The organism is Aerophototrophica crusticola (genome assembly GCF_012913305.1).
In the GTDB taxonomy this organism is placed as follows: Bacteria; Pseudomonadota; Alphaproteobacteria; order Azospirillales; family Azospirillaceae; genus Niveispirillum; species Niveispirillum crusticola.
Map to the genome: position 1 here is coordinate 1,766,864 of NZ_CP051775.1, position 23,800 is coordinate 1,790,663.

Genomic DNA, 23,800 nt, shown 5'->3' on the forward strand with positions numbered 1-23,800 from the left:
GTCCTGATCGCACCACCCCTCACCCTGTCCCTCTCCCCCTGGGAGAGGGAACGCAGGAGCGGCGTTCAGCCTTAAGCCAAGCGTGGCCGGCACTTGCTCAGGTTCTTACTTCGTCTGCGCTTCCCCGACCGTGTCGGCGACGAAGGCGCTGCGTTCGCCCATGGGCTTCTCCGGGCCCGTGGTGGTGTCCTTCTTGGTCTGGTGCTCCATCTCCGCGTCCAGCTCCGCCCCCAGCAGCACGGCGTAGGCGCCGAGGTAGAGCCAGAGCAGCAGGATGATGCCAGCCCCCAGGGAGCCGTAGGTGGCGTTGTAGTCGGCGAACTTGGAGATGTAGATGGAGAAGGCGATGGAGCCGGCCAGCCAGAGCAGCGTGGCCGCGGCGGCACCCCAGGTGATCCACCGCCATTTCGGCGTGGCCCGGCAGGGGCCGTAGCGGTAGAGCACGGCCAGGGCCAGGATCAGTGCCGCGCCCAGCAGGGGCCAGCGCAGGATGCGCACCGCCCACTCCACCACCTGCCCCAGCCCGATGAAGTGCAGGGCGGCGGGCACGGCGATGACGATGCCGATGGTCACGACCAGCAGCATGATGGCGCCCAGGGTCAGGGTCAGGGCCGTGGCGGTGAACTTGAGGAAACTGCGCTTCTCCTCCTCGTCATAGGCGATGTTCAGGGCGGACATCATGGACTTGATGCCGCCGGCCGCACTCCACAGGGCCAGCACCAGGCTGGAGACGAGGCCGAAGCTGAGGGCGCCGCTGTTCTGGGAGGCCAGGTTCTGCAACTGGCCCTGGAGCACCTGCAACCCATCCGGCGGCAGCACGCCGGACAGGCTGTTGACGTGTTCCGGGATGCTGGCGGGGTCGGCCACAAGGCCATAGATGGCGATGGTTGCCGACATGGCCGGGAAGATGGCCAGCAGGCTCAGGAAGGCCACCCCCGCCGCGACGATGCTGATGTTGTCGCGGCTCGACTCGCTCCAGGTCCGCTTCAGGATATCCCACCAACCTTTGGCCGGGATCTGTGTCGGGGTGTCGGCGTGGCGGCCACGGCTGTGGTCGTCTGCGGTCCCGGTATGCGACATGCTAAGGCTCCCCTCGGGTTCAGGCGGTCGCCTCGCGAAAGGCATGCAGGCGGGCGTGGGTGCGCTCCACCTCGTGGTAGCGGCCGCCCAGGGCGATGCGGACATCGTCCGGCAAGGGGCGGCGCAGGGCAGAGCGGAATCGGGCCAGGGTCTCCTCCTCCGCCTTGTCCACGGCGCGGAGGATGGCGGCCTCGTCGTTGCTGCCGACCAGCTCCTCCACCTTCTGCCAGAGCTTCACCCAGTCGCCGGTGGGGGCGTGGCCATGGATGGAGCCGAAGCCCAGCCGCTCCGACTCGGCCTGGAGCAGTTTGGCCGTGGTGCCCCGCTCCTCCGCCGCCAGGCGCAGCACGGTGCGCACCCGCCCCTCCGGCAACGAGGCGCCGGCTTGGCGCAGGGCCTTGGTGGCTTGGCGGGCGATGCCCGTCAGGTCGGCCAGCAGGTCGGCGATGTCGGTTTCCACCGGCGTGGCGGTGAGGGTCAGTTCCTTGCCGCCGCGGTCGCCACGCCCGATCTCGATCAGCATCCAGGCGAGCCCGGCCCCCATCAGCAGCAGGGGCAAGGGGTTCCGGCGGATCGCGTCGCCCACGGGATGGGGCCGCCCCTCCGCCATGCTGCGCAGCATCTCAAGCCCGTCGCGGGCGACGTTGGCCGGGCGCAGACGGCGGTCGAGGTCGGCCATGCGGCTGTTCAGCCGGGCGCGGATGGCCTCGATGTCCTCGTGGATGTCATGGGGGCGCGAGCCGGTGCGGTTCGAGTCCTGGTCTGCCGACGCCATCGCCGTTGATCCCCTGTTCCGTTCGTCGGACAGGGACAACAGGGAAGGGATTCCTTGGGTTCCGCCCGGCGGACCCCGCGGCGTGGAAAGGCGGGCGATGCCAGGCCCTCACGCCGCCGCGGTCAGGTCCGACAGCTTTTCCAGCAGGTAGTCGATGTCGTCGCTGGCCAGTTCCTCGAACTGGGTCAGGATGCGCTCCAGCATGCGGCGACGGTGCCGCTCCAGGTCGCGGTCGCCGCCGTCGAACTCCGTCTCGCTGGCCACGTCCAGGGCGATGCGCATGGCCGGGTAGAGCTTGGGCGGCAGGCCGGTGCGGTCGAACAGGGACTTCATGCCCATCTTGCCCGCGTCATGGATCAGCAACCGGCTGTTCACCAACGGCACGCCGCCGAGCTGGGCCATGGCCATCTCGAAGAAGGGCACGTCGCCCATGCAGAGCGCCCGGACCATCAGCGACGGGGTCAGCCGGTTCCCGCGCTTGAGCTGGGTGACGAGCTTTTCCAGCTCCGCCTCCCCCGCCCCGCCGACGAGGCCGTAGGTCGCCTTCTCCCGCGTTTGCAGGACGATGTCCGTGGCCATGTCCGCCGGCAGCTCATGCTTGGCGACGAGCCGTTCCTTGAGCTGCTCCGACACCAGGGCGACCAGCCGCTCCGCCACCGTCACCGGCAGCTTGGCCCGGTTGACCATGGGGCCGGCCACCGACTCGCTGCCCGCGAAGCGGTCCAGGGCGCGGCCCATCTGCGACTCGGTCACCTTGGCCGACTCGTTCCCCATCAGGGCGGCGACCGCCTTTTCCGAGCCAGTCTCCACCAACACGCCGGCCACCGCCTCCGACACCTCGGCGCGCTTGGCCACCGCCGCCTGCTTGTCGGAGGAGCCGGTGCGGATGATCTCAACGAGGTCGCAGTCGGTCAGGACGGTGCTGACCTCGATGAAGGGGAGCGAGACCTGCTCCACGTCCCGCGCCATGGACAGGGCCACGTCGCGGGGCAGGTTGGGGTTGGATTTCAGGCTGTCGGCCAGGGCCGCACGCACCTGGGTCGCGACGTCACGCGCCAGGATGCGGACGATGTCCTCTGCCAAGACCCGTTCGGACGGGGAGAGGCCCTGCGCGCCGAAATGGCTCGCGACCTTCCCGGCCATCTCGGCCCGGGTGGTGGGGGACGGGTCTTGCAGCAGGCGCTGGACGTCCTGCTTGCTCAAACTCTCTGACATGGGATGGACGCATCCTCCCTCGGGGCCGGGATCGCGCGTCGGCCCGGCTACTCCCTTCTATTTAGTCCAGGAGCATCCGTTTTGCGAACGGCAAAAAGCGGTCAATGAGGGGACGGGGCCTGTACTTGTGCTCAGGCCGTGTCGCGGTGGCCGGACAGCTTCACGAACTGGCGCCGGATTTTGCGGCCCAACGGCTCCGGCGTGACCTTTTCCAGCACCTGGATCTGCTGTCGGGTCGTGGGGGCCAAGCGGTAATAGGGGTTGCGGCCGGCCTGGCGGTAACGGGCGGCCAGGCCCACGCTGGCAGCCACGCCGCGCAGGGCGCTGAACACCAGCCCGTTGTAGGCGCCCTTCAGGGTCCAGGCGGCGGCGGACATGGCAAGGGTCGCGGCGGAGGTGCCGAACTTGTACTCCATGTAAAGGCTGTTGCGGACGGCGTAGAAATAGCGCCCGCCCGTCCACGCCACCCGCTTCTCCGGTTGCACCTTGTGCCGCACCACGGCGGTGGCCAGGTAGCGCAGCCGGTAGCCGGCGTTGATCAGCCGGTAGGACAGGTCCTTCTCCTCGCCCAGGAAGAACAGGCTCTCATCATAGCCGCCCACCTGCTCGAAGGCGGCGCGGCGGATGGCGTGGCTGCATCCGCAGTACTGGGTGGCCTCGAAACCGAAGGCGGCCTGGGGCTTCAGGGCGGCCGGATAGCACCAGGACTGCCAGTCATCCTCGCCGTTGAAGTAGTTCATCACTCTGAAGGCCACGACGGCCAGGGTAGCGTCCTTCTCCAGCGCGCCGACGGCCAGGGCCACCGTGTCCTCATGCTCGAAGATGGCATCGTTGTCCAAGGCCACCACGTAGCGGGAGCTGCCCAGCCGCGTGGCGGCGTTGCGCCCACCGGCCACGCCCAGATTCCGCGGGGAACGGTGAATGCGAACGCGCGGTTCGTCGGCGAAGCGGGCCTGGATGGTGTCGATGCAGTCCGCCGTGCTGTTCTGGTCGAACAGGATGACCGTCGGCGCCACCCCCTGCTGGGCAAGGGCGCTCTCCACCGCGGCGATGGTATCCTGGGTACGATTATAGGACAGGATGATGATGTCCACGTCCGGCCCAACGCACGATGTCGGGTCACTGGTGGGAATCGCCACGGCGGTGCTCCTGTTTCCCGAAGTCGGGACGCGCAATCATCGGACTTTTGCTGTGCACAATGATAACAAGACAGGTCCCTTCCACTCCGCGGCGCATCCGGCCAATCCCCCCTCTTCTTGCGTAGGCCCGAAAGGGTCACAGCCGGGTTAGGCCTGAAATTCTCCGACTCGTGCCTTTGCTTGGTTTTTACTCAATCGCTGGAACGGCGATAGTGCATCGCATCACGACCCGCACCTGCCGGGCCGGATCGCGCCCCAAAAAGGGGGTATCATGCTGGTCGAGACCACCGCCGCCGTTCAGCCGCGAACCACGCCCTACCCCGGCGCCTTCCCGGCGCTTGAGGTCCCCGTCGTCCTGATCCTGTTCAACCGGCCGGAGGCGACGGCCAGGACCCTTGAGGCTATCGCCGCTGTCCGGCCCAGGCAGCTGTACGTCATCGCCGACGGGCCACGCCCGGGGCACCCCACCGACCCCGCCCGCTGTGCCGCGGCCCGCGCCGTCATCGACCGGGTGGACTGGCCGTGCGAGGTGCTCACCGACTTCGCCGACACGAACCTGGGGACACGGCACCGGGTGGCATCCGGCCTGTCGAAGGTCTTCGCGGCGGTGGAAGAGGCCATCATCCTGGAGGATGACTGCATCGCCAGCCCCACCTTCTTCCGATTCTGCGCGGAACTGCTGGAGCGCTACCGGGACGACCCCCGCGTCTTCGCCATCTGTGGCCGCACGTCGGTGGCGGGGTCACGGCGCAACAAGGATTACAGCTATTTCTATTCCAACCTCTTCGCCAGTTGGGGCTGGGCGGGCTGGCGACGGTCCTGGCAACATTTCGACATGGAGATGTCGGCCTGGCCCCAGATGCGGCGGGAAGACAGGTTGATGGACCTGTTCAACGACCGGGCGGCGGCCCGGTTCTGGACCTCCACCCTGGACCTGCTGGCGGCGGACCGGCTGAATTCCTGGGCCTACCGTTTCCAGCTCGCCTGCTGGGCGGCCAATGGGCTGGTGGTCAAGCCCACCTGCCATCTGGTGAGCAACATCGGCTTCGGTGACGACGCCACCCTGACCAAGGACGTGATCCCAGGGATCAATGACCTGGCGGGGCACATGCGGTTCCCGCTGAAGCATTTCCCGGTGATGATCCCGGACCGGCTGTCCGACCTGGACAATCTGCGGCGCGGCTATTACCGGCCGCTGCACAGGAAGGCGTGGTTCAAGATGCGGCGGATCGCGCAGCGCTTCTCAGGCAGCGCCCCGAAGCTGCCGGCCTGAGGGTCACGCGACGCCGCGCTTTTCCCGCTGGCGGCGGCGCAGGCGGCGCATGGCCAGTTCCACGCGGGAGATGTGCTCCTCCACCGACACATAGGCCTCAGACGTGACCTCCAGCGCCCGGTCCTCATAGGCGTTGGTGTCGGGGTGGTCCTGCTGCCATTGGGCGATGGTGGCGTCCCGCTGCTGGAGCAGCTGGACGACCAGGGGCCGGTACAGCCGCATCAGGGCGGTGATCCAGCGGTTCAGGGGCCAGGACGGGCGGGCGTGGTCGATGACGAAGCCGTCCAGCATGCGGACCGCATCCGCCGCCGCGTACCAGGTCTCCCCCGTCACCCAGCGGTTGGTGGTGAACAGACGGATGGGGCGGCCGGCCTTGTCCATGGAGATGCCGACCAGGTGGCAGAGGGCGTCATTCCCGTCGGGGTCCGGCTTCAGGTCCGGCAAGTCCAGGGGCTTCACCCCCTCCGGCATGCCCAGGGGGCGCAGGAACGTGTGGAAATGACCATGCTCCCCGTCCACCCGCTCCTCCGGCGGATGGGCATGGTAATAGTACTGGGCGTGGTATTCCGGGTCGTAGACGTCGTTGCTGGGGTAATGGCGCCATTCATAGAAGGGGCCGGCGCCGCGCAGCAGCTCCCCCACCATGGTGTCGCCGGTCTTCGCCAGGACGCGGGTGCACAGCATCACCTCCCGCCCGGCATCGGACAGGGCTTCCAGCTCTTCCTGCGGCAGCAGCTCAAGGTCGATCATGCCAGGTGCCCCGGGGCGCCCGCCCGCCTGCGGGACGCACAAGCCCCTAAGGTAGGTGGGGCCATGGGAAATGCAAACCCCTGTCCATCCTGCGGACAGATTGTCCCAGCAGGGCGTGTTCCCGCTGCCTGGCGACACGCTCCGGCGGTAGCCGCCGCCGCGCCCGCCCATGCGGGCGAAGCCAAGCCGCGGATGCGGCGCCGGCGATTGAGGCGCGCATAAACCACCTCACGGCGCCAGCCCGGCCTCCTTCAACGCCGCGACGGCGCCAGGGTGCAGCGGGGCGGAGCGGCCAAGGTTGGCCAGCGTGTCCACCTGCAAGCCTTCCAGGGCGGGATGCTCCCCGCGTAGCGTGTCGAACTCGTCCAGCACGGCCTTCACCAGGGCGTGCACCAACGATTCGTCCGCCTTGGCCGTCGTGACCAACGTCGCGATCAGGCCCACCGTGGGGATGTCCGTGTCGATGCCGGGATATAGGCGCGCCGGGATCCGGGTGGTGACGAACCAGGGCCGCTCCGCCAGCAGCTTGCGCATGGCATCGCCAGCCAGGGGAACCGGCACGGCGCCACAGTCGGTCACCGCGTCGCGGATGGCACCGTTGGGATGGCCCACGGCGAAGACGGCCACGTCCACCCGCCCCTCGCAAAGGGCAGCCACCGCCTCTGGCGAGGGCAGGTCTTGTGTCTCCGCGAACTTGCCGGCCCCGGCGGCGGCAAGCACCGTCTCCGCCAAGCCGCGCAGGGCGGAGCCCTTCGGCCCCAGGCTGACCCGCTTTCCCGCCAGCGCTTCCGGCCCGGTCACGCCGGCCTCCGGGCGGGCCAGGATGGTCAGCGTCTCCGCATGCAGGGACATGACGGCGCGCAGGTCGGCGAAGGGGCCGGCGGCGGCGAAGCGCCCCTCCCCCTTCAGGGCTTGGTACTGCCAGTCCGACTGCACCAGGGCGAAATCCAGCAAGCCGGCGCGCAGGGCGGTGAGGTTTTCGACAGAACCCTCCGTCGCCTCCACCAGGCAGCGGGGGCCGTTGCGCCCGACCTCATCGTTCATCACCCGACAGAGGGCGCCGCCGACGGGGTAATAGAGGCCGGTGACGGCTCCCGTCCCCAGGACGACGGGTGCCCTCGCCGGGGCCGGCGCGGGGTCGGGGGCCGACGGCTTCGTCTGGGCGGCCGCCGGGAAAGCCAGGAAGGCGAGGCTGGCGGCCAGGATGCCGAGGCGACGGGCCGGGGCGAACGGGGGGAAGGACATGTGCGGGAGCGCTCTGGGGTAAGGTCAGCGGGACGCGGTGGCCAGCGGGTCGAGGTCGGTGTTGGCGGCACCCTGGCGCAGCGTCCACTCCACGACCCGGCGGAGTACCGTTTCCAGCGCCGTGTCGAAGGCCTGGATCACCTGGGCGAAGTTCGGGCCCGCGGCGGGCACCTGCGCCTCGAAGGTGTCGCTGGCGACGATGGTGCGGCGGGGCATGCGCACCAGCTTGGCATTGATCCGGACCATGGCCGCGGGGATGCCAGTGCCAGGCGCGCCGGCGCCATAGTCCGCCGCGAAGTCCCGCAGGTCTGTCTTCAGCACGAAGTCGGACCGGAGGCCCGAGGCCTCGATCCCCACAGCGACGATGCGGTTGCTGTTCTCCAGCGACTCCACCAGCAGGAGCTGGACCATTTCCGGCGCCGTGTCGATCCAGTTGGCATCGGCGAAATAGGTGATGCGGTTCCCGTCCTGCCCCAAGGCGATGCGGGTGGTATTGATGGCGGTGTTGGAGAGCGGCGTCTCCACCAGCAACTGCCAGGGCACCCGCGGCAGGCCGGCGGAGAACTCCCGCGCCGGGGTCAGGGTGTACAGGTTCGGCGGGCGGCCGGCGTCCAGCAGGCGGGTCGCGTTGCAGCCGGCAAGCGGCAGGGCCGCGGCGGCGGCCAGCAGGCCACGCCGGGACAGTCTGGGGGTCGGGGTCATTTCACCTCCACGCCTTCGCTGCCGCCGAAGATCAGTTCCGACGGGTCACGCTCCAGCCGCCCGGTGACGCGGGAGAGCTTGGCCGCCAGGTCCTGAAGGTGGACCAGCAACTGGCTGAAATCATAAAGGCCGGTGTTGGTGAAGTCGCGGATGGGCTCCCGGTTCTCGGCGATCAGGGCCTGCAACTCGTTCGATGTCTTCACCAGGGATTGGGTGAGCTTCTTCAGCTCCTTCGTGGTGTCGGCAAGCTCCCCGGAAATGGCCGTGGCGTCCTTGCCGACGGAACCCACGGTCTGGTTCGCGGTCTTCAGCAGGACCTGCGCCTCCCCACCCAAGGTGGCGAGCTGCCCGCGCAGGTCGACGATCAGCTTGTTGGTGTTGTCCAGCGTGGCGTTCGCCCCGGCGCTGGCGTCGGCGAGGTTGGCAAGCAGGGTGGAGATGGATTGCTGGTTCTTGTCGTCCAGCAGTTCCGACAGGCGGCTGGAGATGGTGATCAGGTTGGCGAAGACCTCCGGCGCCCGGTCCAGCAGGGAGGCGATGGAGCTGGGCCGCGACTTGATCACCGGGATGCCGGACACCTGCTCCCGCAGCAGGGGTGCCGCTTGCGAGCCGCCGGCGATCTCCACATACACGCCGCCGGTGACGCCCACCGGTTCCAGGCTGGCGATGGCGTCGGTCTTGATGGGGGTGTCGCGCGGGACCTCGACGGTGACGCGCACCTCCTCCACATTCTCCGGGTTGATGCGGATGTCGCCGACCGTGCCCACGGCCACGCCGCGGTAGCGCACCGGGCTGCCGGTGACGAGGCCGGTCACCGAGCCGGTGAAGTTGATGTAATAGGCCTGCCGGTCCTCGTTGAGCTGGACCCGCGCCAGCCAGACCACGAAGACGAACAACGCCGCCGCCAGGGCGAGGACGAACGCCCCGACCAGGGTATAGCTGGCCCGTGTCTCCATCCCTGTCCTACCCTTCCCTGGAATCTGCCGCGCCGCCATGGGCGGCGACCGCGGCACGCCCGCGGGGCCCGTGGAAATAGTCCTTGATCCAGGGATGCGTCTCCTGGAGCAGCGAATCGATGGTGCCCACGATCAGCCGTTTGTCGATCAGAACAGCGATACGGTCGCAGATTGCATAAAGGCTGTCGAGGTCGTGGGTCACCATGAAGACGGTGAGGCCCAGGCTCTTCTGCAGGCTGCCGATCAGCTCGTCGAAGGCGGCGGCGCCGATGGGGTCCAGCCCGGCCGTGGGTTCATCCAGGAACAGGATTTCCGGGTCCAGCGCCAGGGCGCGGGCGAGGCCGGCGCGCTTGCGCATGCCGCCCGACAGCTGGGACGGGTACTTGGCCGCCGCGTCGGGGGCGAGGCCCACCATCCCCACCTTCACCCGGGCGATGTCCTCGATCAGGTCCGGCGGCAGGGTCGTGTGCTCCTGCAACGGCACCTTGATGTTCTCCAGCACCGTCAGGCTGCTGAACAGCGCGCCGTCCTGGAACAGCAGGCCCCAGCGGGATTGGAGGTTCAGCCGGTCCCGGTCGGATAGGTTCAGCGCGTCCTTGCCCAGCACCTCGATGCTGCCGGCGCTGGGGCGCAGCAGGCCGACGATCTGCTTCAGCAGCACGGACTTCCCGGTGCCGGAGCCGCCCACCAGGCCCAGCACCTCCCCCTTGCGCACGTCCAGGTCCACCCCGGCATGCACCACCTGGGCGCCGAAGCGGGTGTGCAGGCCCCGCACCCGGATCACGGGCGGCGCGCTGTCGGCCGGGCCCATGGCCTCAGACCCCGAGGTAGGAGAAAAGGACGGAGAAGAACGCATCGATGACGATCACCAGGAAGATGGACACCACCACCGAGCGGGTGGTCAGCAGGCCCACGCTCTCCGCGCTGCCGCTGACGCGCAGGCCTTCGTAGCAGCCGACGAGGGAGATCACCATCGCGAACACCGGCGCCTTGGACAGGCCGACGAACAAATGCTCCACCGGCACGGCCAACTGCATCTGCCGCAGGAACTGGCCGAAGGTGATGTCCAGGTAGAAGTACGCCATCACCGCGCCGCCGAACAGGGCCACGATGCCGGCGTAGAAGCCCAACAGCGGCAGGGCCACCATCAGCGCCAGCATGCGGGGCAGGACCAGCATCTCCACCGGGTCCAGGCCCAGGACGCGCATGGCGTCCACTTCCTGGTTCACCTTCATGGTGCCGATCTGGGCGGTGAAGGCGCTGCCCGACCGGCCGGCCACGATGATGGAGGTCATCAAGATGCCGATTTCCCGCAGGACGCCGATGCCCAGCAGGTTGACCACATAGATCTCCGCCCCGAAACGGCGGAGCTGGTCCGCCCCCTGGTAGGCCAGGACGACGCCGATCAGGAAGGACAGGAGCCCGACGATCGGCAGCGCGTTCAGGCCCACCTGCTCCAGGTGGAAGGCGAAGCTGGTCAGGCGGATGCGCCCGGGCCGTCGCAGCAGCCGCAAGAGGGTGACGGTGACGAGGCCCAGGAAACTCAGCAGCTCCGCCCCGGATTGCAGGGCGCCGATGGTGGCCTTACCCGTGCGCTGGACCAGGTCGAGGGCCGGCTTGTGCGGCGGGGGCTGGGCGCAGTCCAAGCGCGCGGCACGCTGCACCTCCTTCAACAGGTGGCACAGGTCGGGCCGGGCGCCGACCACGGCGACATTGTGCCCCTGGTCCCGCAGGCGGCGGATCAGGCGGTCGATCAACAGGGACCCGGCCGTGTCCAGGGCGGACAGGTCGGACAGGTCCAGGCAGACATTGGCACCCGACCGGCCCGGGTCGGCCGTGCGCAGGCGTGGTTCCAGCATGGCGACAGCCGCCAGGTCCCAGCGCCCGGCGGCGGCCAGGACCCACTGGTCGGCCTCCCAGGCCATGCTGATGCTGCCGGTCTCGCCAGCCATGTCCTTCCCGCGGCGCACAATCGGTCCGGGCCACTTGACATGAGCCCGGCGGAGCGGTCAACAGCGGCACACCAAACGGAGGGGGTGTGCGCGATGTGGCGCGCCCGGACCCTTCCCCCGTAAGATGCCGTTGCACCGCCGGCAGGACAACTGCCGGCCCACGACGCGAAAGCCCGCCATGGACCTCCGCCAGCATATCCGCACCGTTCCCGACTTCCCCAAGCCGGGCATCCTGTTCTACGACATCTCCACCCTGCTGGCCCATGGCCCCGCCTGGAAGGCCACGGTGGAGCAGTTGGCCGACGCGGTACGGCCGCACAAGCCCGACCTGCTGGTGGGCATCGAGTCCCGCGGCTTCCTGACCGCCGCCCCCCTTGCCGTCGCGCTGGAGATCGGCTTCGTCATGGTGCGGAAGAAGGGCAAGCTGCCGGGGGAGACGATCCGCTTCACCTATGAGCTGGAGTACGGCAGCGACACGGTGGAGATCCAGAAGGATGCCATCCAGCATGGCCAGCGGGTGGTGGTGCTGGACGACCTGCTGGCCACCGGCGGCACCATGGCCGCCGCCATCCACCTGCTGCGCATCGCCGGCGCCGACGTGCGCGCCGCCGCCTTCGTCATGGAGCTGGACTTCCTGGAAGGCCGGAAGCGACTCGACGTGCCGGTGACGAGTCTGGTGCGGTACGAGAGCTAAGGCCGCCCCACCTCGCTCTCGTGCCAGCGGCCCAGCAGGCGCTTCTGGACCCAGGACAGCAGGGCGAAGATCATCACACCCAGGGCGGCCAGCAGGAACAGGGCGGCGAACAGGCGGGGGATGTTCAGGCGGTTGCCGGACTCGATGATCCGCCACGCCAAGCCCGAGGCGGTGCCGCTGCCGGCCACGAACTCCGCCACCACGGCCCCGATGAGGGCGAGGCCGCCGGACACCTTCATGCCGGCCAGGATGTAGGGCAAGGCGGAGGGGAACTGGAGCCGCCACACCACCTGCCAGCGGCTGGCGCCGTAGAGGCGGAACAGGTCGCGCAGGTTGGGGTCCACCGCCGCCAGGCCCAGGGTGGTGTTCGACAGGATGGGAAAGAAGGCCACCACCCAGGCCAGGATCAGCAAGGCGAGGTTCACCCGCTCATACCCCACCCAGATGATGACCAGCGGCGCGATGGCGACGATGGGCGTGACCTGGAGCACGACGGCATAGGGATAGAGGGCGGCGGCCAGCAACCGGCTCTGCGCGAACAGCATGGCCAGGGCCACGCCGCTGACGACGGCGAGGCAAAAGGCCTGCAACGTGATGGTCAGGGTCAGCCAAGTGCTGTCGGCCAGGATGCGCCAGTCGCTGGCCAGGGCCGTTGCGATTGATGAGGGCGGCGGCAGGACGAAGGGCGGCACTTCCCAGGCCCGCACCGCCCATTCCCAGAAGCCCAGCACCGCCGCGCCGAGGGCGAGGGGCACCAGCGCCCGCGCGATCCGCCCCGCCACCATCACGCAGCCTCCTGCCCCATGGCCCTGGCCAGGGCGGCGGAGACGTCGCGGCACAGGGCGCCGTAGTCGGCTTGCGTGCGCAAGGCCGCCGTGCGGGGGTGGGCCAGGGGGATGGGGATGTCCGCCACCACCCGGCCGGGGCGGGCGGACATGATGGCGACGCGGCTGGAGAGGTAGACGCTCTCGAACACGCTGTGGGTCACGAACACCGCCGTGAACCCCTCCGCCCGCCAGAGGGCCAGCAGGTCGTCGTTCAGCTTGAAGCGGGTGATCTCATCCAAGGCGGCGAAGGGTTCGTCCAGCAGCAGCAGGGCGGGCTTGGTCACCAGGGCCCGGGCCAGGGCCACCCGCATCCGCATGCCGCCGGAGAGTTCGCGCGGAAACGCACTTTCGAATTCGAAAAGTCCGACCCGGGCCAACTGCTCGGCTACACGCGCATCCGCCTCTGCCTGCGGCACGCCGGCCAAGTCCAGGGGCAGCCGGACGTTGGCCGCCACCCGGGCCCAGGGCATCAGTGTGGGTTCCTGGAAGACGAAGCCGATGCCGCCCCGCCCCGGCCTGCGCCCCCAGGACAGGGTGCCGGAGGTGGGCGCCAGCAGGCCGGCGATGATGCGCAGCAGGGTGCTCTTCCCGCAGCCGGACGGGCCGACCAGGCTGAGGAATTCCCCCTCCCCCAACCGTAGATCCACCCCGTCCAGGGCGCGGGTGCCGCCGGGATAGGCCAGGGTCAGGCCGCTGACGGTGAGCAGGTCCGGCACGATGGCGTCAGTTCTTGGCCGCCGGGTTGGGGAGGAAGCGGAAATCCACGCCCTTCCGCCAATCCAGGTCGGGCTTGTAGATGCCGAGCTGCTGCATCTCCTTGGTGAAGGCGTCCCAGCGGGCTTCCGACATGGCGCCGATTCCGTCGCCGCTGTCGACGATGCCATACTCCACCATCCTGGATCGTGCATAGGCCAGGGTGGCGTCGTCCATCTCCGGGTTGTCCTTCTTGATCAGGGCGTTGGCGGGGGACGGGTCGCCGTACAGGTAATCACGCCAGCCCTCGATGCTGGCCTGGACGAAGGCGCGCACCACCTCCGGCCGCTTCTCCGCCAATTCCTTGCGGACCATGATGGTGGCGGCGTAGCTGAGGTAGCCGTTGTCCGCCAGCAGGAAGACCTGCGGCTTCACGCCATTCTTCTCCGCCGTGAAGGGCTCCGACGTCACGTAGCCCTGCTGGATGGCGTTCCGGTCCACCAGGAAGGGGGCGATGTTGAAGGTGTATTTGCGGATCTGCCGGTCCTCGAACCCGTAGCGGGACTTCAGCCAGCGCCAGATGGTGTTGACGCTGGGGTCGCCGATCATCACCGGCTTGCCTTTCATGTCGGCGATGGACTTAACGTCGTCCCTGGGGTGGGACATGAGCATCCAGGGGTCCTTCTGGAACAGGGCCGCCACGGTCACGACAGGCGCCCCTGCCTCCACTAGGTTCAGGGTGAAGAAGCCGGAGCTGCCCATGGCCGCTTCGATGGCGCCGGCGGCCAGGAGCTGCTGCGGGTCCATGCCCACGCCGCCCTGGCGCAGGGTCACGTCCAACCCCGCCTTGGCGTACAGCCCCTTGGCCAGGGCCTGGTAGAATCCGCCATGCTCCGCCTGGGCCCGCCAGTCCGTGGCGAAGACCAGCTTCTCCGCCGCAGCGGCGGCCTGGGCCGCCAGGAGCCCCACCGCCAGGGCCAGGGCCCCCGCAACACGACGCAGCATTCCCTCACCCCCTCACCATCCAGGACGGGGCAAGAGAATAGCCGGGTGGGCAATCTTTTCCAGGGGAGGATACTGCCCGGTCAGGCCTGCACCACGGCAGGCGCCAGGTTGGGGGCAGCCCTTTCCTCCGCCTGCCCGTCCTTACCGCCGGCGGCGGCCGGCTGCTGCTTGTCCTTCTCGTCACCCGTGGGCGGGGTCAGGGCGTTCAGCATCATGACGGTGAAGGTGGAGATGGGCTCCAGCGCCGTGGCGACGGAGCGGCCATATTGCCAGGGCTGTGAGCTGGTGTCGGCGGCCTGCACGGTGCCGAAGCTGGTGCTGTCGGCGAAACGGGGCTCCTCCCCGTCGAACTTGGCGGCCATGCGGTCGAAGACCTGGCCCAGGGAACGGGGCCGGGCACCTTCATAGAAGACGGACATGTTGGCCCGCGCCGCGTCCGGCACCACGGATGCTGCCGAGGCGTTGGGGTTCTTCTCCATGGCCTTCAGGAACTTGGCGGCCCCGCCGGCGCCCAGGAAATGGGCCATGTACAGCTCCGCCTTGCCCACCGGGCGGCCCAGCCTCTCCTCAAGGAATTCCTTGTTGTCCTTGGCCAGTTCGCTGGCCATGAGGGCGGAGACGCGGGGGTCCTTGCGCAGCTCCAGGATTTCCTTGCGGGCCTTGGGGTCGGAAACGGTCAGCTTGCCATTGGGACCCGACTCGATCATCTCGGCATAGGCGCCCAGGCCGTGCTTTGCCCCATGCTCCTTCACCGTCGCCAGCCAGGTGTTGTCGATGAACTGGAACAGGCCCGTGGCGCTGCTGGTGCGGGCCTTGGCGTCCGTCTTGAAGCCGCTCTCCACCGACGCCTTTTCCAGCAGGTAGGAAAAATCGACCCCCGTGCTGGCACTGGCCTGCTTCACCGCATCCACCACCTGGACCGGGGCGGTACGGGACCCCGCCTTGAGGGTGGTGAGCTGGGCGGTGGTCAGGGCGCTGGTCATGGCGAACCTCACGGGGGTACCGAATTTGCCGGGCGGCCCGGCGTCTGGCCCATGAGAAAGCAAGGCGCGTGCCAGGAGGGGTTGGGATGGCGGCCTAATGCCAGATGAGATCCGCTGCGGTGCCCCTTACTGCTTCCCCCGCGAAGGCGGGGGTCCACGGTTCGTCAACGACAGTGCCGTCACACAACGGGTCAAAAACTGTGGGCCCCCGCCTTCGCGGGGGAAACACAAAGGCTGATCGGCGAGGGTGAGGAGCCCCACCCCACGGGCAGGGCTCCCCACCCCATCCTCAGTGCAGCCGCTCCACCGCCATGGCGGTGGCCTCACCGCCGCCGATGCACAAGGACGCCACGCCGCGCTTCAGGTCGTACTTCTCCAGCGCGTTCAGCAGGGTGACCAGGATGCGGGCCCCGGAGGCGCCGATGGGGTGGCCCAGGGCGCAGGCGCCGCCATGGACGTTCACCTTGTCCCGCGGCAGGTCGAACTCCCGCATGGCCGCCATGGCGACGACGGCGAAGGCCTCGTTCACCTCGAACAGGTCCACGTCCTTGGCGGACCAGCCCGTCTTCTCGAACAGGGTCTGCATGGCACCGATCGGCGCGGTGGTGAACCAGGCCGGGGCCCGGGCGTGGCTGGCATGGCCGACGATGGCGGCCAGCGGCTTCAGGCCGCGCTTCTCCGCCTCGGACCGCTTCATCAGCACCAGCGCGGCGGCGCCGTCGGAGATGGAGGAGGCGTTGGCGGCGGTCACCGTGCCGTCCTTGCGAAAGGCGGGCTTCAGGGTGGGGATCTTCTCCGGCTTGGCCTTCAGCGGCTGCTCATCCTTCCCGACCACGGACTCGCCGCTGCGGGACTTGACGGTGACGGGCACCACCTCCCGGTCGAAGCTGCCATCCTCGATGGCACCCTTGGCCCGGCGCAGGCTTTCCAGCGCGTACTCGTCCTGCATGTCGCGGGTGAACTGGTAGTGGGTGGCCGTATCCTCGGCGTAGGTGCCCATGGCGCGGCCGCGGTCATAGGCATCCTCCAGCCCGTCCAGCGCCATGTGGTCATAGACGGTGCTGTGGCCATAGCGGTAGCCGCCGCGGGCCTTCTCCAGCAGGTAAGGGGCATTGGACATGCTCTCCATGCCCGCCGCCACGATGATGTCGGCACTGCCGGCGGTGATCAGGTCATGGGCCAACATGGTGGCCTTCATGCCGCTGCCGCACATCTTGTTGAGGGTGCTGCACGGCACCGACTGGGGCAGCCCGGCGCCCAGCGCCGCCTGGCGGCCGGGGGCCTGGCCCTGGCCGGCCTGCAGGACGTTGCCCATGATCACCTCCCCCACGGCGGCGCCGTCGAGGTTGGCGCGTTCCACCGCCGCCTTGATGGCGGCGGCGCCGAGCTGGGCGGCGGACAGGCCGGACAGGTCGCCCATCAGACCGCCCATGGGCGTGCGGGCGGCAGCGACGATGACGATGGGATCGCTCGACATGTTCAGGTTACTCCCATGCTTGCCGGGGCTTCAGGCGGAGCCCACGCGGTAGAAAGACCAGACGATCAGGTTCAGGGAGCCGATCAGGATCACCAGCCAAGTCAGCATGGTGCCCGACATGCGGCCGAAGCTCTTGCCCCCAGGGTGGGTGGACAGGCCGTAGGCATGCAGCCCGCGTCCCAGCACCAGGGCGATGCCCAGGGCATGGACCTGCCAGACGCCCTGGCCGGACAGCTCCGTCATCAGGATCAGCACTAGGGCCAGGGGCACATACTCGGTGAAGTTGGCATGGGCGCGGATGACCCCGGCCAGTTCCTTGTGCCCGCCGTCGCCGAGGGAAACCTTCTTGGACAGGCGCTGGCGCGAGACGAGGTAGCTCAGCATCAGCAACATCAGGCCCAGCAACCCGGCATAGAGCGCCGTGGCCACGGGCAGCACCGCGGTGTCCGTCAATCTCCCCTCCCCCTTTCCTGCCCCGCTTGGGCGGGGTCGTTGTCGGGCGGCACACTAGACCAGTTTCCAGCGGACTGGAAACCGGTCCAGCCTGCATGTCGCTCAAGCGCCTGCGCCGCATCACCGGCCCATCGCGCCTGTTGGCAAGGGCCAGCGGGGCTTGCGCCACCACGCTGCCGCGCGGCGCCGGTCGCTGGCGCAGCCGGCCGCCCAGGTTGGTAAGCCTTCACGGACCCTGGTCGGCGATGAAGGCGACGGCCTTCGCCACCACGGACGGGTCCCGCAAAATCCGGCGGTGCCCCAGATCGTCCACCAGGTGCACCCGGGCACCGCGCCACAGGGCGGCGGCGTGCAGGACCCCGTGGACGGGGGCGACGCGGTCGTCAACGCTGTGGATGAACAGGGCCGGGACGGTCAGGCCCGCGGCGCTGGCGGCGACGGAGATGTCGGCCACCGGCCGGCCGAGGGCGCGGTCCAGCAGGGCCAGCATGGCCTGGGTCTCATCCGCCGTCAGGTGGTGAAGGGTGGCGCATTCCTGGGCGTAGCTCAGCGGCTCCGCCGGGGTGCCCAGCAGGGCGACCCGGTCCGCCTTGAGCCCGCCTTCCAGGGCCAGGCTGGCCGCCGCGGCGCCCAGGGAATGGCCGATGATCCCCGTCATCCCGCCCGCGGCCCTGGCCACAGCCGTCATGGCGCGGGCGAAGTCCACCAGGGTGGCGGTTTCCCCGCTGCTGCGGCCATGGGCTGGCGCGTCGAAGGCGACCACGCGGAAACCCCGGTCCAGCAAGGGCTGGATGAAGGGCAGCATGGCGTAGAGGTGGCTTTCCCAGCCATGGACCAGCAGCACGGCCGGCGCCCCGGCGGGGCCCCAGACCCGGGCGTTCAGGTGTGGCTCAAAACCGGGGACGGCCAGCACGGTGCCGCCCTTGGGTTCCGGCAGCATGGGCGGGGACACCACCCGCTCCGGCGACAGGAAGGCCATGGCCGCCTGCTCCGCCCGGCTCCAGGGGCGCAACCCCTCCGCCAAGGTGCCCAGCAGGCCATGGGCTCCCTCGACTAGGAGAGAGGCGACGTTTTTATGACGAACGTTCGTGCTATTTTCTGAGACGAACAGGGCGACCATGTCCAGGTCCTCCGTCAGGCGGCCCACGCGGGGCCGGGTCGATGGGCCGCCATCCCACCCGGGACGGCGGCTCGGTTCAGGTCTTGTCCGGCAGGGAGCGCTGGACCAACCCGCGGATGGCATTGCGGGCCCACTGCTCCGCGTCCGGGTGGTTCAGCAGCCGGTGGTTCATGGCAAAGCCGAAGGAGATGGAAATCCCCTCGAACACGAACTGGTCCACGTCCAGGTCGGGGCGCAGGTGCCCCTCCTCCATGGCCATGCGCACGCCGCGGGCGATGAAGCTGCGCAGCCGGTCCTGCTGGTGGGCCACCAGGTCCCGCAAAGGGCCCGGCTTGTCGTCCAATTCCAGCGAGGCGGACTGCATGGGGCAGCCGCCCGGCAGGCCGGCGCCCTTGGTCCAGTCGATCCAGTTCTCAAACAGGGCGCAGACCCGTGGCAGGCCGCGCGGCTTTTCCAGGGAAGGGCGGATCACCACGTCGGTGAACATCTCCCCCGCCCGCTCGATCACCGCGGCCTGGAGCTGTTCCTTGCTGCCGAAATGGGCGAACAGGCCACTTTTCGACATGCCCAGCCGTTCGGCCAAGCTGCCGATGGTCAGGCCGGCCAGCCCGTCGGTGCTGGAAAGCGCCAGGGCCTCATCGAGGATCATGGCGCGCGTGCGTTCGCCCTTGCTCATGGCGCGCATTAAAACGAACGGTCGTTCTTTTGTCAACACCCCTGGCCCCACAGCTTTACCCGGTGTAGGAAAGGCAGGCCTGCAACCACCGCCGGGACCGGAACCGCCATGTCCGCCGCCTTCCAGCGCCGTGTCTTCGCCCCGGGGGAGATCGTGTTCCATGAAGGCGACCCGGGCGACAGCCTGTATGTGGTGGAAAAGGGCCGTGTCCGCATCTGGCGCGCCCATGACGGGCACGACACGGTGATCGGCATGGTGGAAGAAGGCGGCGTGTTCGGCGAGATGGCGATCTTCGACCGCAAGCCCCGCATGGCCAACGCCAGCGCCGACATGGAGTCCACGCTGATGCGCATGCCTGCCAGCGTGCTGCGGGAAAGCCTGTACGGCGCCGACCCGCTGCTGCGCCAACTGGTGCAGATCCTGATCGACAACATCCGCACCATGGCCCGCCGCATCGACGAGCTGGAGGACATGGTGGAGGCGGCGCAGAAGGGTGACGCCCCGCAGAACTGAGGCCCCTGCCCCATCTCCGCAGGTCTGCCGCCCGGGAACAGACCCGGGAATGTGCGTTTCTACCGGTGGTCACTGAACCGCCGGAAGGGACGCCCCCACCATGGATGACCGGACTTTCGTCCGACGCGTGCTGATCGTCCTGTTGCTGGCAGGCATCGCCGCGGCCCTGATCATGGCGGCGCAGGTGCTGCTGCTGCTGTTCGGCTCCGTCCTGATCGCCGTGCTGCTGCGCGGCCTGGCCCGGCAGGTGAAGAAGCTGGTCCGCATGCCGGACGCGGCGGCGGTGGGGATCGTGGTCCTGGTCCTGGCCGGGGTCACGGGGCTGTTCTTCCTGGTGCTGGGGCAACAGGTCTCCAGCCAATTCAGCAGCTTGGCGAAGACCCTGCCCGCCAGCGTGGACCGGATCAGCGAAAGCCTGGAGCAGACGGCATGGGGCCGGCAGGTGCTGGACCGCATCGGCCAGTTCGCGCCCTTGCCGGGCGACGACAACTCCCCCCCGGCCCAACAACCCGCCCCGCCCGGGGGCCAGCAGCCCCCTGCCCCACCCACGGCACCGGCACCGCCGCCGGACCAGGGCGGCGGCGGGCTGGACCAGCAGCGGGTCGGCCAGATCGTCGGGATCCTTGGCAGGGCGGTGATGACCGTGGTCAACGCCCTGGGGGACCTGGCCTTGGTGCTGGTGGGCGGCATCTACCTGGCCTTCCAGCCGAGCCTGTACCGGCACGGGATCGAGAGCCTGGTGCCCAAGGACATGACGGGGGAACTGCGGACCCTGCTGGACCGCTCCGGCCGAGCGCTTTGGCTGTGGGCGCTGGGCCAGTCCCTGGGCATGATCGCCATCGGCCTGCTGACCACCCTGGGACTATGGGCCCTGGGCGTGCCGGTGCCGCTGGCCCTTGGCCTGATCGCCGGGATCCTGGAGTTCATCCCCATCGTCGGGCCGATCCTGGCAGCCATCCCGGCGGTGCTGCTGGCCTTCCTGCAGGGGCCGGAGGTGGCGCTCTACACCGTGCTTTTCTACCTGGCGCTCCAGCAGGTGGAGGGGAACCTGCTGATGCCGATCATCCAGAACAAGGCCGTGTCCCTGCCACCGGTGGTGACCCTGTTCGCGCTGCTGGTCTTCGGCACGCTGTTGGGCAGCACGGGCGTGATCTTCGCGACGCCGCTGGCGGTGCTGCTGATGGTCTGGGTCCAACAGGCCTATGTCCGCGACACGCTGGGCAAGCGCGTGGAGGTGACGGGCGCGCCAAAGAAAAACGGGTCCCCCGAGGGGGACCCGTGAAGGTTTGTATGGGATACGACAACCGGGGCACCGAGGCGCCCCGGCAGGACATGAAGAAACCTTAGAACCTGACGGTGGCACCCAGGGTGAAGTACCGGCCGACCACGTCGTAGGTCTGCGGGAAGGTGTTGCCGCTGTTCTGGGCGGTGCTGCCAGCGCCCTGACCAACGAACGGGGCCTTCTTGTCGAAGAGGTTCGAGACGGTCAGGTTCAGGCTGAGGGTCTCCTCCCAGTTCCATCCCAGCGCCAGGTCGAAGTAGTCGTACGCGTCGATCTTGCGGTAGGCGGGCAGCAGCGTGGGGCCGATCGGCTCCGCCTTCAACTCGCCGATGTGGCGCCAGGTGAAGCCGACGTCGAAGTCGCTGACCTGCCAGTTGGTCCGCAGGCTCCACTTGTACTCGGGGATCGGGCCGTTGAAGTTCGTGCCGCAGGCGGAGCTGTAGTAGCCCAGGCAGTCACGGTTCACGGCACTCGGCGTGGCCTGGTACTCGACGGTGGTGTTCTTCGTGCCGCGGAAGCTGAAGGTCAGCGCCCCGAGGTCGTTCAGGCCCACATCATCCAGGTCAAGCTTGTAGTCCAGGCCGACATCGATGCCCTTCACGTCAAAGACGCCCAGGTTGGACAGCGCCAGGGTGACGCCGCGGGCATCGTTGCCGTTCAGGGTACCGGTGTTCGCATTGCGGCCGATGAGGGCGCAAGCCGAGTTGAAGGCGAAGGTCGGGTTGGCCGCCGCGCTGTAGCAGGCGTTCACGATGTCGGCAACGGCGGGGGTGCCCACCGCGCCGGTCAGGCGCACCTGGAAGTAGTCGGCGGTGATGGTCAGGTTGTCCAGGAAGCGGGGTTCCAGCACCACACCGGCGGTGAAGGTACGACCCACCTCGGGCGCCAGGGCCGGGTTACCGCCGGACAGGATGTTCACCTGGCTGGAGGACGGGGGCGCGACGCTGCCGATGGCGCCCACTGGCACGCCGGTCAGGCGGCACAGGTTGGACAGGGTGCCGGCCGTGTTGGCCTGGCCCTGGTTGATGTTGGTGCCCTGGCAGGGGTCGGTGGCCAGGTTGCTCAGCTGGGTGACCAGCGGGGCATACAGCTCGTTGATGGCCGGGGCGCGGGTGGCCTTCTGGTACATCGTGCGGACACGGATGTCCTTGATGGGGCTGTAGTCGCCGCCGATCTTGTAGGTGCTGTACTCGCTCTTCTTCTGCGCCTCGAACTGGGTCAGGCGAATGCCCGCCTCCAGGTTCAGGTGCTCGACGCCGGTGATGCCGGAGACCAGCGGGGCGATCAGCTCGCCATAGTACTCCTTCAGCTCGACCTTGCCGCGGCGGTCAGGCGTCGGGGCGCCGGTGCCCAGCACCTCACCGAAGATCTGGGACGGGCCGTCGGACTTGTTGGCGGCCTCCATGTTGCGCCACTCGGCACCGAAGGCGACGCCGATGGCATCCTCCGAGAGCGGGCTGCGCAGGCTGCCCAGGTCACCGGAGACGCTGCCCGACAGGACCTCCATCTCCACCGTCTGGTTCACGATGGCGTCCAGGTTGATGAAGCCCAGCATCGCCGGGGTGATGCTGCCGGCGTTGCCGAACAGGTTCAGCGGCACGCAGCCGTTTGCGGTGTTGGTGCAGCTCGTGGTGTTCAGCGCCCGCAGGGCCTGCTGCACCTTGCTGTTGGAGCCCCAGTTGCCACGGGTCTGGGTCTGCTCCGACTTGCCGTAGGTGTAGTAGGCGTCATAGCTCCAGCCCTCCAGCAGGTCGGCGAAGTCGCCGCGCAGGCCGGTGGTGATCTGGTAGGTCTGGTTCGCGAAGGAGTTCAGGCGGGGCCCGAGCTCCACGAAGCGGCGGTCGATGGTCATCGGCACTTCGGTGGCGTTGCCGACCACGCACTGGCTGGCCGCGATGCCGCGGGCCGCACAGATCTGATCACGCGCCGCCTGCGGGATGAACGGGTTGCCGATGGGAACCTGGTAGGTGTTACCGAAGGTACCGGACGAGGCGAGCTGCGTGTCGACGTCGCTCTCCACGAACATCGCGTTCACATACGCCTCGGCGAAGGAGGCGATCTCGTACTTCGCGATGCCGGTGATCTGCTTCCGGTCCAGCGGGGTGACGTAATACTGTTCCGGGTTGGTGTTCTGGGTGTTGTACGGCGCCACCAGGGTGCCGGTGGCCACGTCGAGCTGGCGGTTCGGCAGCGGCAGGACCTGGATGCGCGACGGCACCGAGGTGTTGGAGCCCTGGAACAGGCCGCTGACCGAGGAGATCGGGCCGGCGCCGACATAGGAACGGTCGATGAACAGCAGCGGGTCGGTCTTGGTGTAGCCGGCGCTGACAACCGCGTTACCGCGGCCGTCGGCGAAATTGCCGCCCAGGGTCACGTCCACGCGGCGGCGCTTCGCGTCGCCCTCGTCCGCCAAGCCGTAGGAGGCATTGACCGAAGCGCCCTCGAAGTCGTCACGCAGGATGAAGTTCACGACGCCGGTGATGGCGTCCGCGCCATACACGGCGGAAGCGCCGCCGGAGACCAGGTCCACCCGCTTGATCAGGGCAACGGGGATGGAGTTGGTGTCCACCGAGCCGAACAGGTTGAACGGCGTCACCCGGCGACCGTCGATCAGCACCAGGGTACGGTTGGAGCCGAGGCCGCGCAGGTCCACCGTGGCCGCGCCGCCGGAGCCGTTGTTGGTGCCCGGGCCGATGGCGGGAATGGCGACGGGCAGGTCCTTGATCAGCGATTCGACGGCGACTGGCTGGGTCTGCTTCAGCTCCAGTTCGCCCACCGAGGAGATCGGGCTGTTGGCGACCAGACCCGGCGTGCGGATGCGCGTGCCAGTGACGATGATCTCCTCAAGCTGGGCGGATTGGTCGCTGGCGGCCGGCGCCGATTGGGCCAGGGCCGGCAAGCTGCTCGCGGCAGCCAAGCCACAGATGGCGACCGTGCGGCCGAGTTGCCGGCGGTAAGCGTTGATCACGGAGTTCTTCATAGACTGAGGC

Annotated in this window: 23 protein-coding genes; 4 read left to right on the top strand and 19 right to left on the bottom strand. The window is 68.7% G+C overall.

The window, feature by feature from the left end:
• Positions 1-105 precede the first annotated feature (105 nt).
• The 4 genes from HHL28_RS08650 to HHL28_RS08665 form a co-directional block, all read right to left on the bottom strand.
• Positions 106-1,080, bottom strand: a complete 975-nt coding sequence (locus HHL28_RS08650; protein WP_075768800.1) for a YihY/virulence factor BrkB family protein — start codon at positions 1,078-1,080, stop codon at positions 106-108.
• Positions 1,081-1,099: 19 nt separating this feature from the next.
• Entirely contained in the window at positions 1,100-1,855 is a 756-nt protein-coding gene (locus tag HHL28_RS08655; RefSeq protein WP_075768799.1) for a DUF2383 domain-containing protein, read from the bottom strand.
• A 108-nt stretch (positions 1,856-1,963) separates the two neighbouring features.
• Positions 1,964-3,070 carry a DUF2336 domain-containing protein gene (locus HHL28_RS08660; protein WP_075768798.1) on the bottom strand — a complete coding sequence of 369 codons (1,107 nt, stop codon included), beginning with the start codon at positions 3,068-3,070 and terminating at the stop codon, positions 1,964-1,966.
• A 131-nt stretch (positions 3,071-3,201) separates the two neighbouring features.
• Positions 3,202-4,209: a glycosyltransferase family 2 protein gene (locus tag HHL28_RS08665; protein ID WP_075768797.1), complete on the bottom strand. Its 1,008-nt coding sequence runs from the start codon at positions 4,207-4,209 to the stop codon at positions 3,202-3,204.
• Positions 4,210-4,480: 271 nt separating this feature from the next.
• Here HHL28_RS08665 and HHL28_RS08670 point away from each other — a divergent pair, with 271 nt between their 5' ends.
• Positions 4,481-5,482: a hypothetical protein gene (locus HHL28_RS08670; RefSeq protein ID WP_083698737.1), complete on the top strand. Its 1,002-nt coding sequence runs from the start codon at positions 4,481-4,483 to the stop codon at positions 5,480-5,482.
• Between the two features lie 3 nt (positions 5,483-5,485).
• Here HHL28_RS08670 and HHL28_RS08675 read toward each other — a convergent pair whose 3' ends face one another.
• The 6 genes from HHL28_RS08675 to HHL28_RS08700 form a co-directional block, all read right to left on the bottom strand.
• Entirely contained in the window at positions 5,486-6,232 is a 747-nt protein-coding gene (locus HHL28_RS08675) for a DUF6969 family protein (RefSeq protein ID WP_075768796.1), read from the bottom strand.
• A gap of 228 nt (positions 6,233-6,460) precedes the next feature.
• Complete coding sequence (locus HHL28_RS08680) at positions 6,461-7,477, bottom strand: TAXI family TRAP transporter solute-binding subunit (RefSeq protein ID WP_075768795.1); 1,017 nt, start codon at positions 7,475-7,477, stop codon at positions 6,461-6,463.
• A gap of 24 nt (positions 7,478-7,501) precedes the next feature.
• Positions 7,502-8,179 carry an ABC-type transport auxiliary lipoprotein family protein gene (locus HHL28_RS08685; RefSeq protein ID WP_075768794.1) on the bottom strand — a complete coding sequence of 226 codons (678 nt, stop codon included), beginning with the start codon at positions 8,177-8,179 and terminating at the stop codon, positions 7,502-7,504.
• Positions 8,176-9,135: an MlaD family protein gene (locus HHL28_RS08690; protein WP_075768793.1), complete on the bottom strand. Its 960-nt coding sequence runs from the start codon at positions 9,133-9,135 to the stop codon at positions 8,176-8,178. The genes HHL28_RS08685 and HHL28_RS08690 overlap by 4 nt, the downstream gene beginning before the upstream one ends.
• A 7-nt stretch (positions 9,136-9,142) precedes the next feature.
• Entirely contained in the window at positions 9,143-9,946 is an 804-nt protein-coding gene (locus HHL28_RS08695; RefSeq protein WP_075768792.1) for an ABC transporter ATP-binding protein, read from the bottom strand.
• 4 nt (positions 9,947-9,950) lie between these two features.
• Positions 9,951-11,087 (bottom strand): ABC transporter permease, encoded by a 1,137-nt coding sequence (locus HHL28_RS08700; RefSeq protein ID WP_169654991.1) that lies wholly within the window; start codon positions 11,085-11,087, stop codon positions 9,951-9,953.
• Between the two features lie 178 nt (positions 11,088-11,265).
• Between HHL28_RS08700 and HHL28_RS08705 the strand changes: the two genes are divergently transcribed.
• Entirely contained in the window at positions 11,266-11,781 is a 516-nt protein-coding gene (locus HHL28_RS08705) for an adenine phosphoribosyltransferase (protein ID WP_075768791.1), read from the top strand.
• Here HHL28_RS08705 and HHL28_RS08710 read toward each other — a convergent pair.
• From HHL28_RS08710 to HHL28_RS08745, 8 genes are all read right to left on the bottom strand, one after another.
• Positions 11,778-12,566, bottom strand: coding sequence for an ABC transporter permease (locus tag HHL28_RS08710; protein WP_075768790.1), 789 nt, complete (start codon positions 12,564-12,566; stop codon positions 11,778-11,780). The two genes, HHL28_RS08705 and HHL28_RS08710, sit on opposite strands and share 4 nt — an antisense overlap.
• On the bottom strand, positions 12,566-13,324 hold the full coding sequence (locus HHL28_RS08715) for an ABC transporter ATP-binding protein (protein WP_404326838.1): 759 nt from the start codon (positions 13,322-13,324) through the stop codon (positions 12,566-12,568). The genes HHL28_RS08710 and HHL28_RS08715 overlap by 1 nt, the downstream gene beginning before the upstream one ends.
• Before the next feature lie 7 nt (positions 13,325-13,331).
• Positions 13,332-14,306, bottom strand: a complete 975-nt coding sequence (locus HHL28_RS08720; RefSeq protein ID WP_075768789.1) for an ABC transporter substrate-binding protein — start codon at positions 14,304-14,306, stop codon at positions 13,332-13,334.
• 80 nt (positions 14,307-14,386) lie between these two features.
• Complete coding sequence (locus tag HHL28_RS08725; protein WP_075768788.1) at positions 14,387-15,289, bottom strand: lysozyme family protein; 903 nt, start codon at positions 15,287-15,289, stop codon at positions 14,387-14,389.
• Between the two features lie 289 nt (positions 15,290-15,578).
• On the bottom strand, positions 15,579-16,766 hold the full coding sequence (locus HHL28_RS08730; RefSeq protein WP_075768787.1) for an acetyl-CoA C-acyltransferase: 1,188 nt from the start codon (positions 16,764-16,766) through the stop codon (positions 15,579-15,581).
• A 30-nt stretch (positions 16,767-16,796) separates the two neighbouring features.
• Positions 16,797-17,219: an MAPEG family protein gene (locus HHL28_RS08735; RefSeq protein WP_404326840.1), complete on the bottom strand. Its 423-nt coding sequence runs from the start codon at positions 17,217-17,219 to the stop codon at positions 16,797-16,799.
• 226 nt (positions 17,220-17,445) lie between these two features.
• Positions 17,446-18,366 carry an alpha/beta hydrolase gene (locus HHL28_RS08740; protein WP_169654993.1) on the bottom strand — a complete coding sequence of 307 codons (921 nt, stop codon included), beginning with the start codon at positions 18,364-18,366 and terminating at the stop codon, positions 17,446-17,448.
• 49 nt (positions 18,367-18,415) lie between these two features.
• The gene (locus HHL28_RS08745) at positions 18,416-19,015 is read right to left on the bottom strand and encodes a TetR/AcrR family transcriptional regulator (RefSeq protein WP_075769157.1); all 600 of its coding nucleotides are present in this window, start codon (positions 19,013-19,015) and stop codon (positions 18,416-18,418) included.
• 108 nt (positions 19,016-19,123) lie between these two features.
• Between HHL28_RS08745 and HHL28_RS08750 the strand changes: the two genes are divergently transcribed.
• Positions 19,124-19,528, top strand: coding sequence for a Crp/Fnr family transcriptional regulator (locus tag HHL28_RS08750; protein ID WP_075768785.1), 405 nt, complete (start codon positions 19,124-19,126; stop codon positions 19,526-19,528).
• Between the two features lie 100 nt (positions 19,529-19,628).
• Complete coding sequence (locus HHL28_RS08755) at positions 19,629-20,810, top strand: AI-2E family transporter (RefSeq protein WP_075768784.1); 1,182 nt, start codon at positions 19,629-19,631, stop codon at positions 20,808-20,810.
• A 61-nt stretch (positions 20,811-20,871) separates the two neighbouring features.
• On the opposite strand, the gene HHL28_RS08760 is transcribed toward HHL28_RS08755, so the two are convergent.
• Positions 20,872-23,790, bottom strand: coding sequence for a TonB-dependent receptor plug domain-containing protein (locus tag HHL28_RS08760; RefSeq protein WP_075768783.1), 2,919 nt, complete (start codon positions 23,788-23,790; stop codon positions 20,872-20,874).
• Positions 23,791-23,800 lie beyond the last annotated feature (10 nt).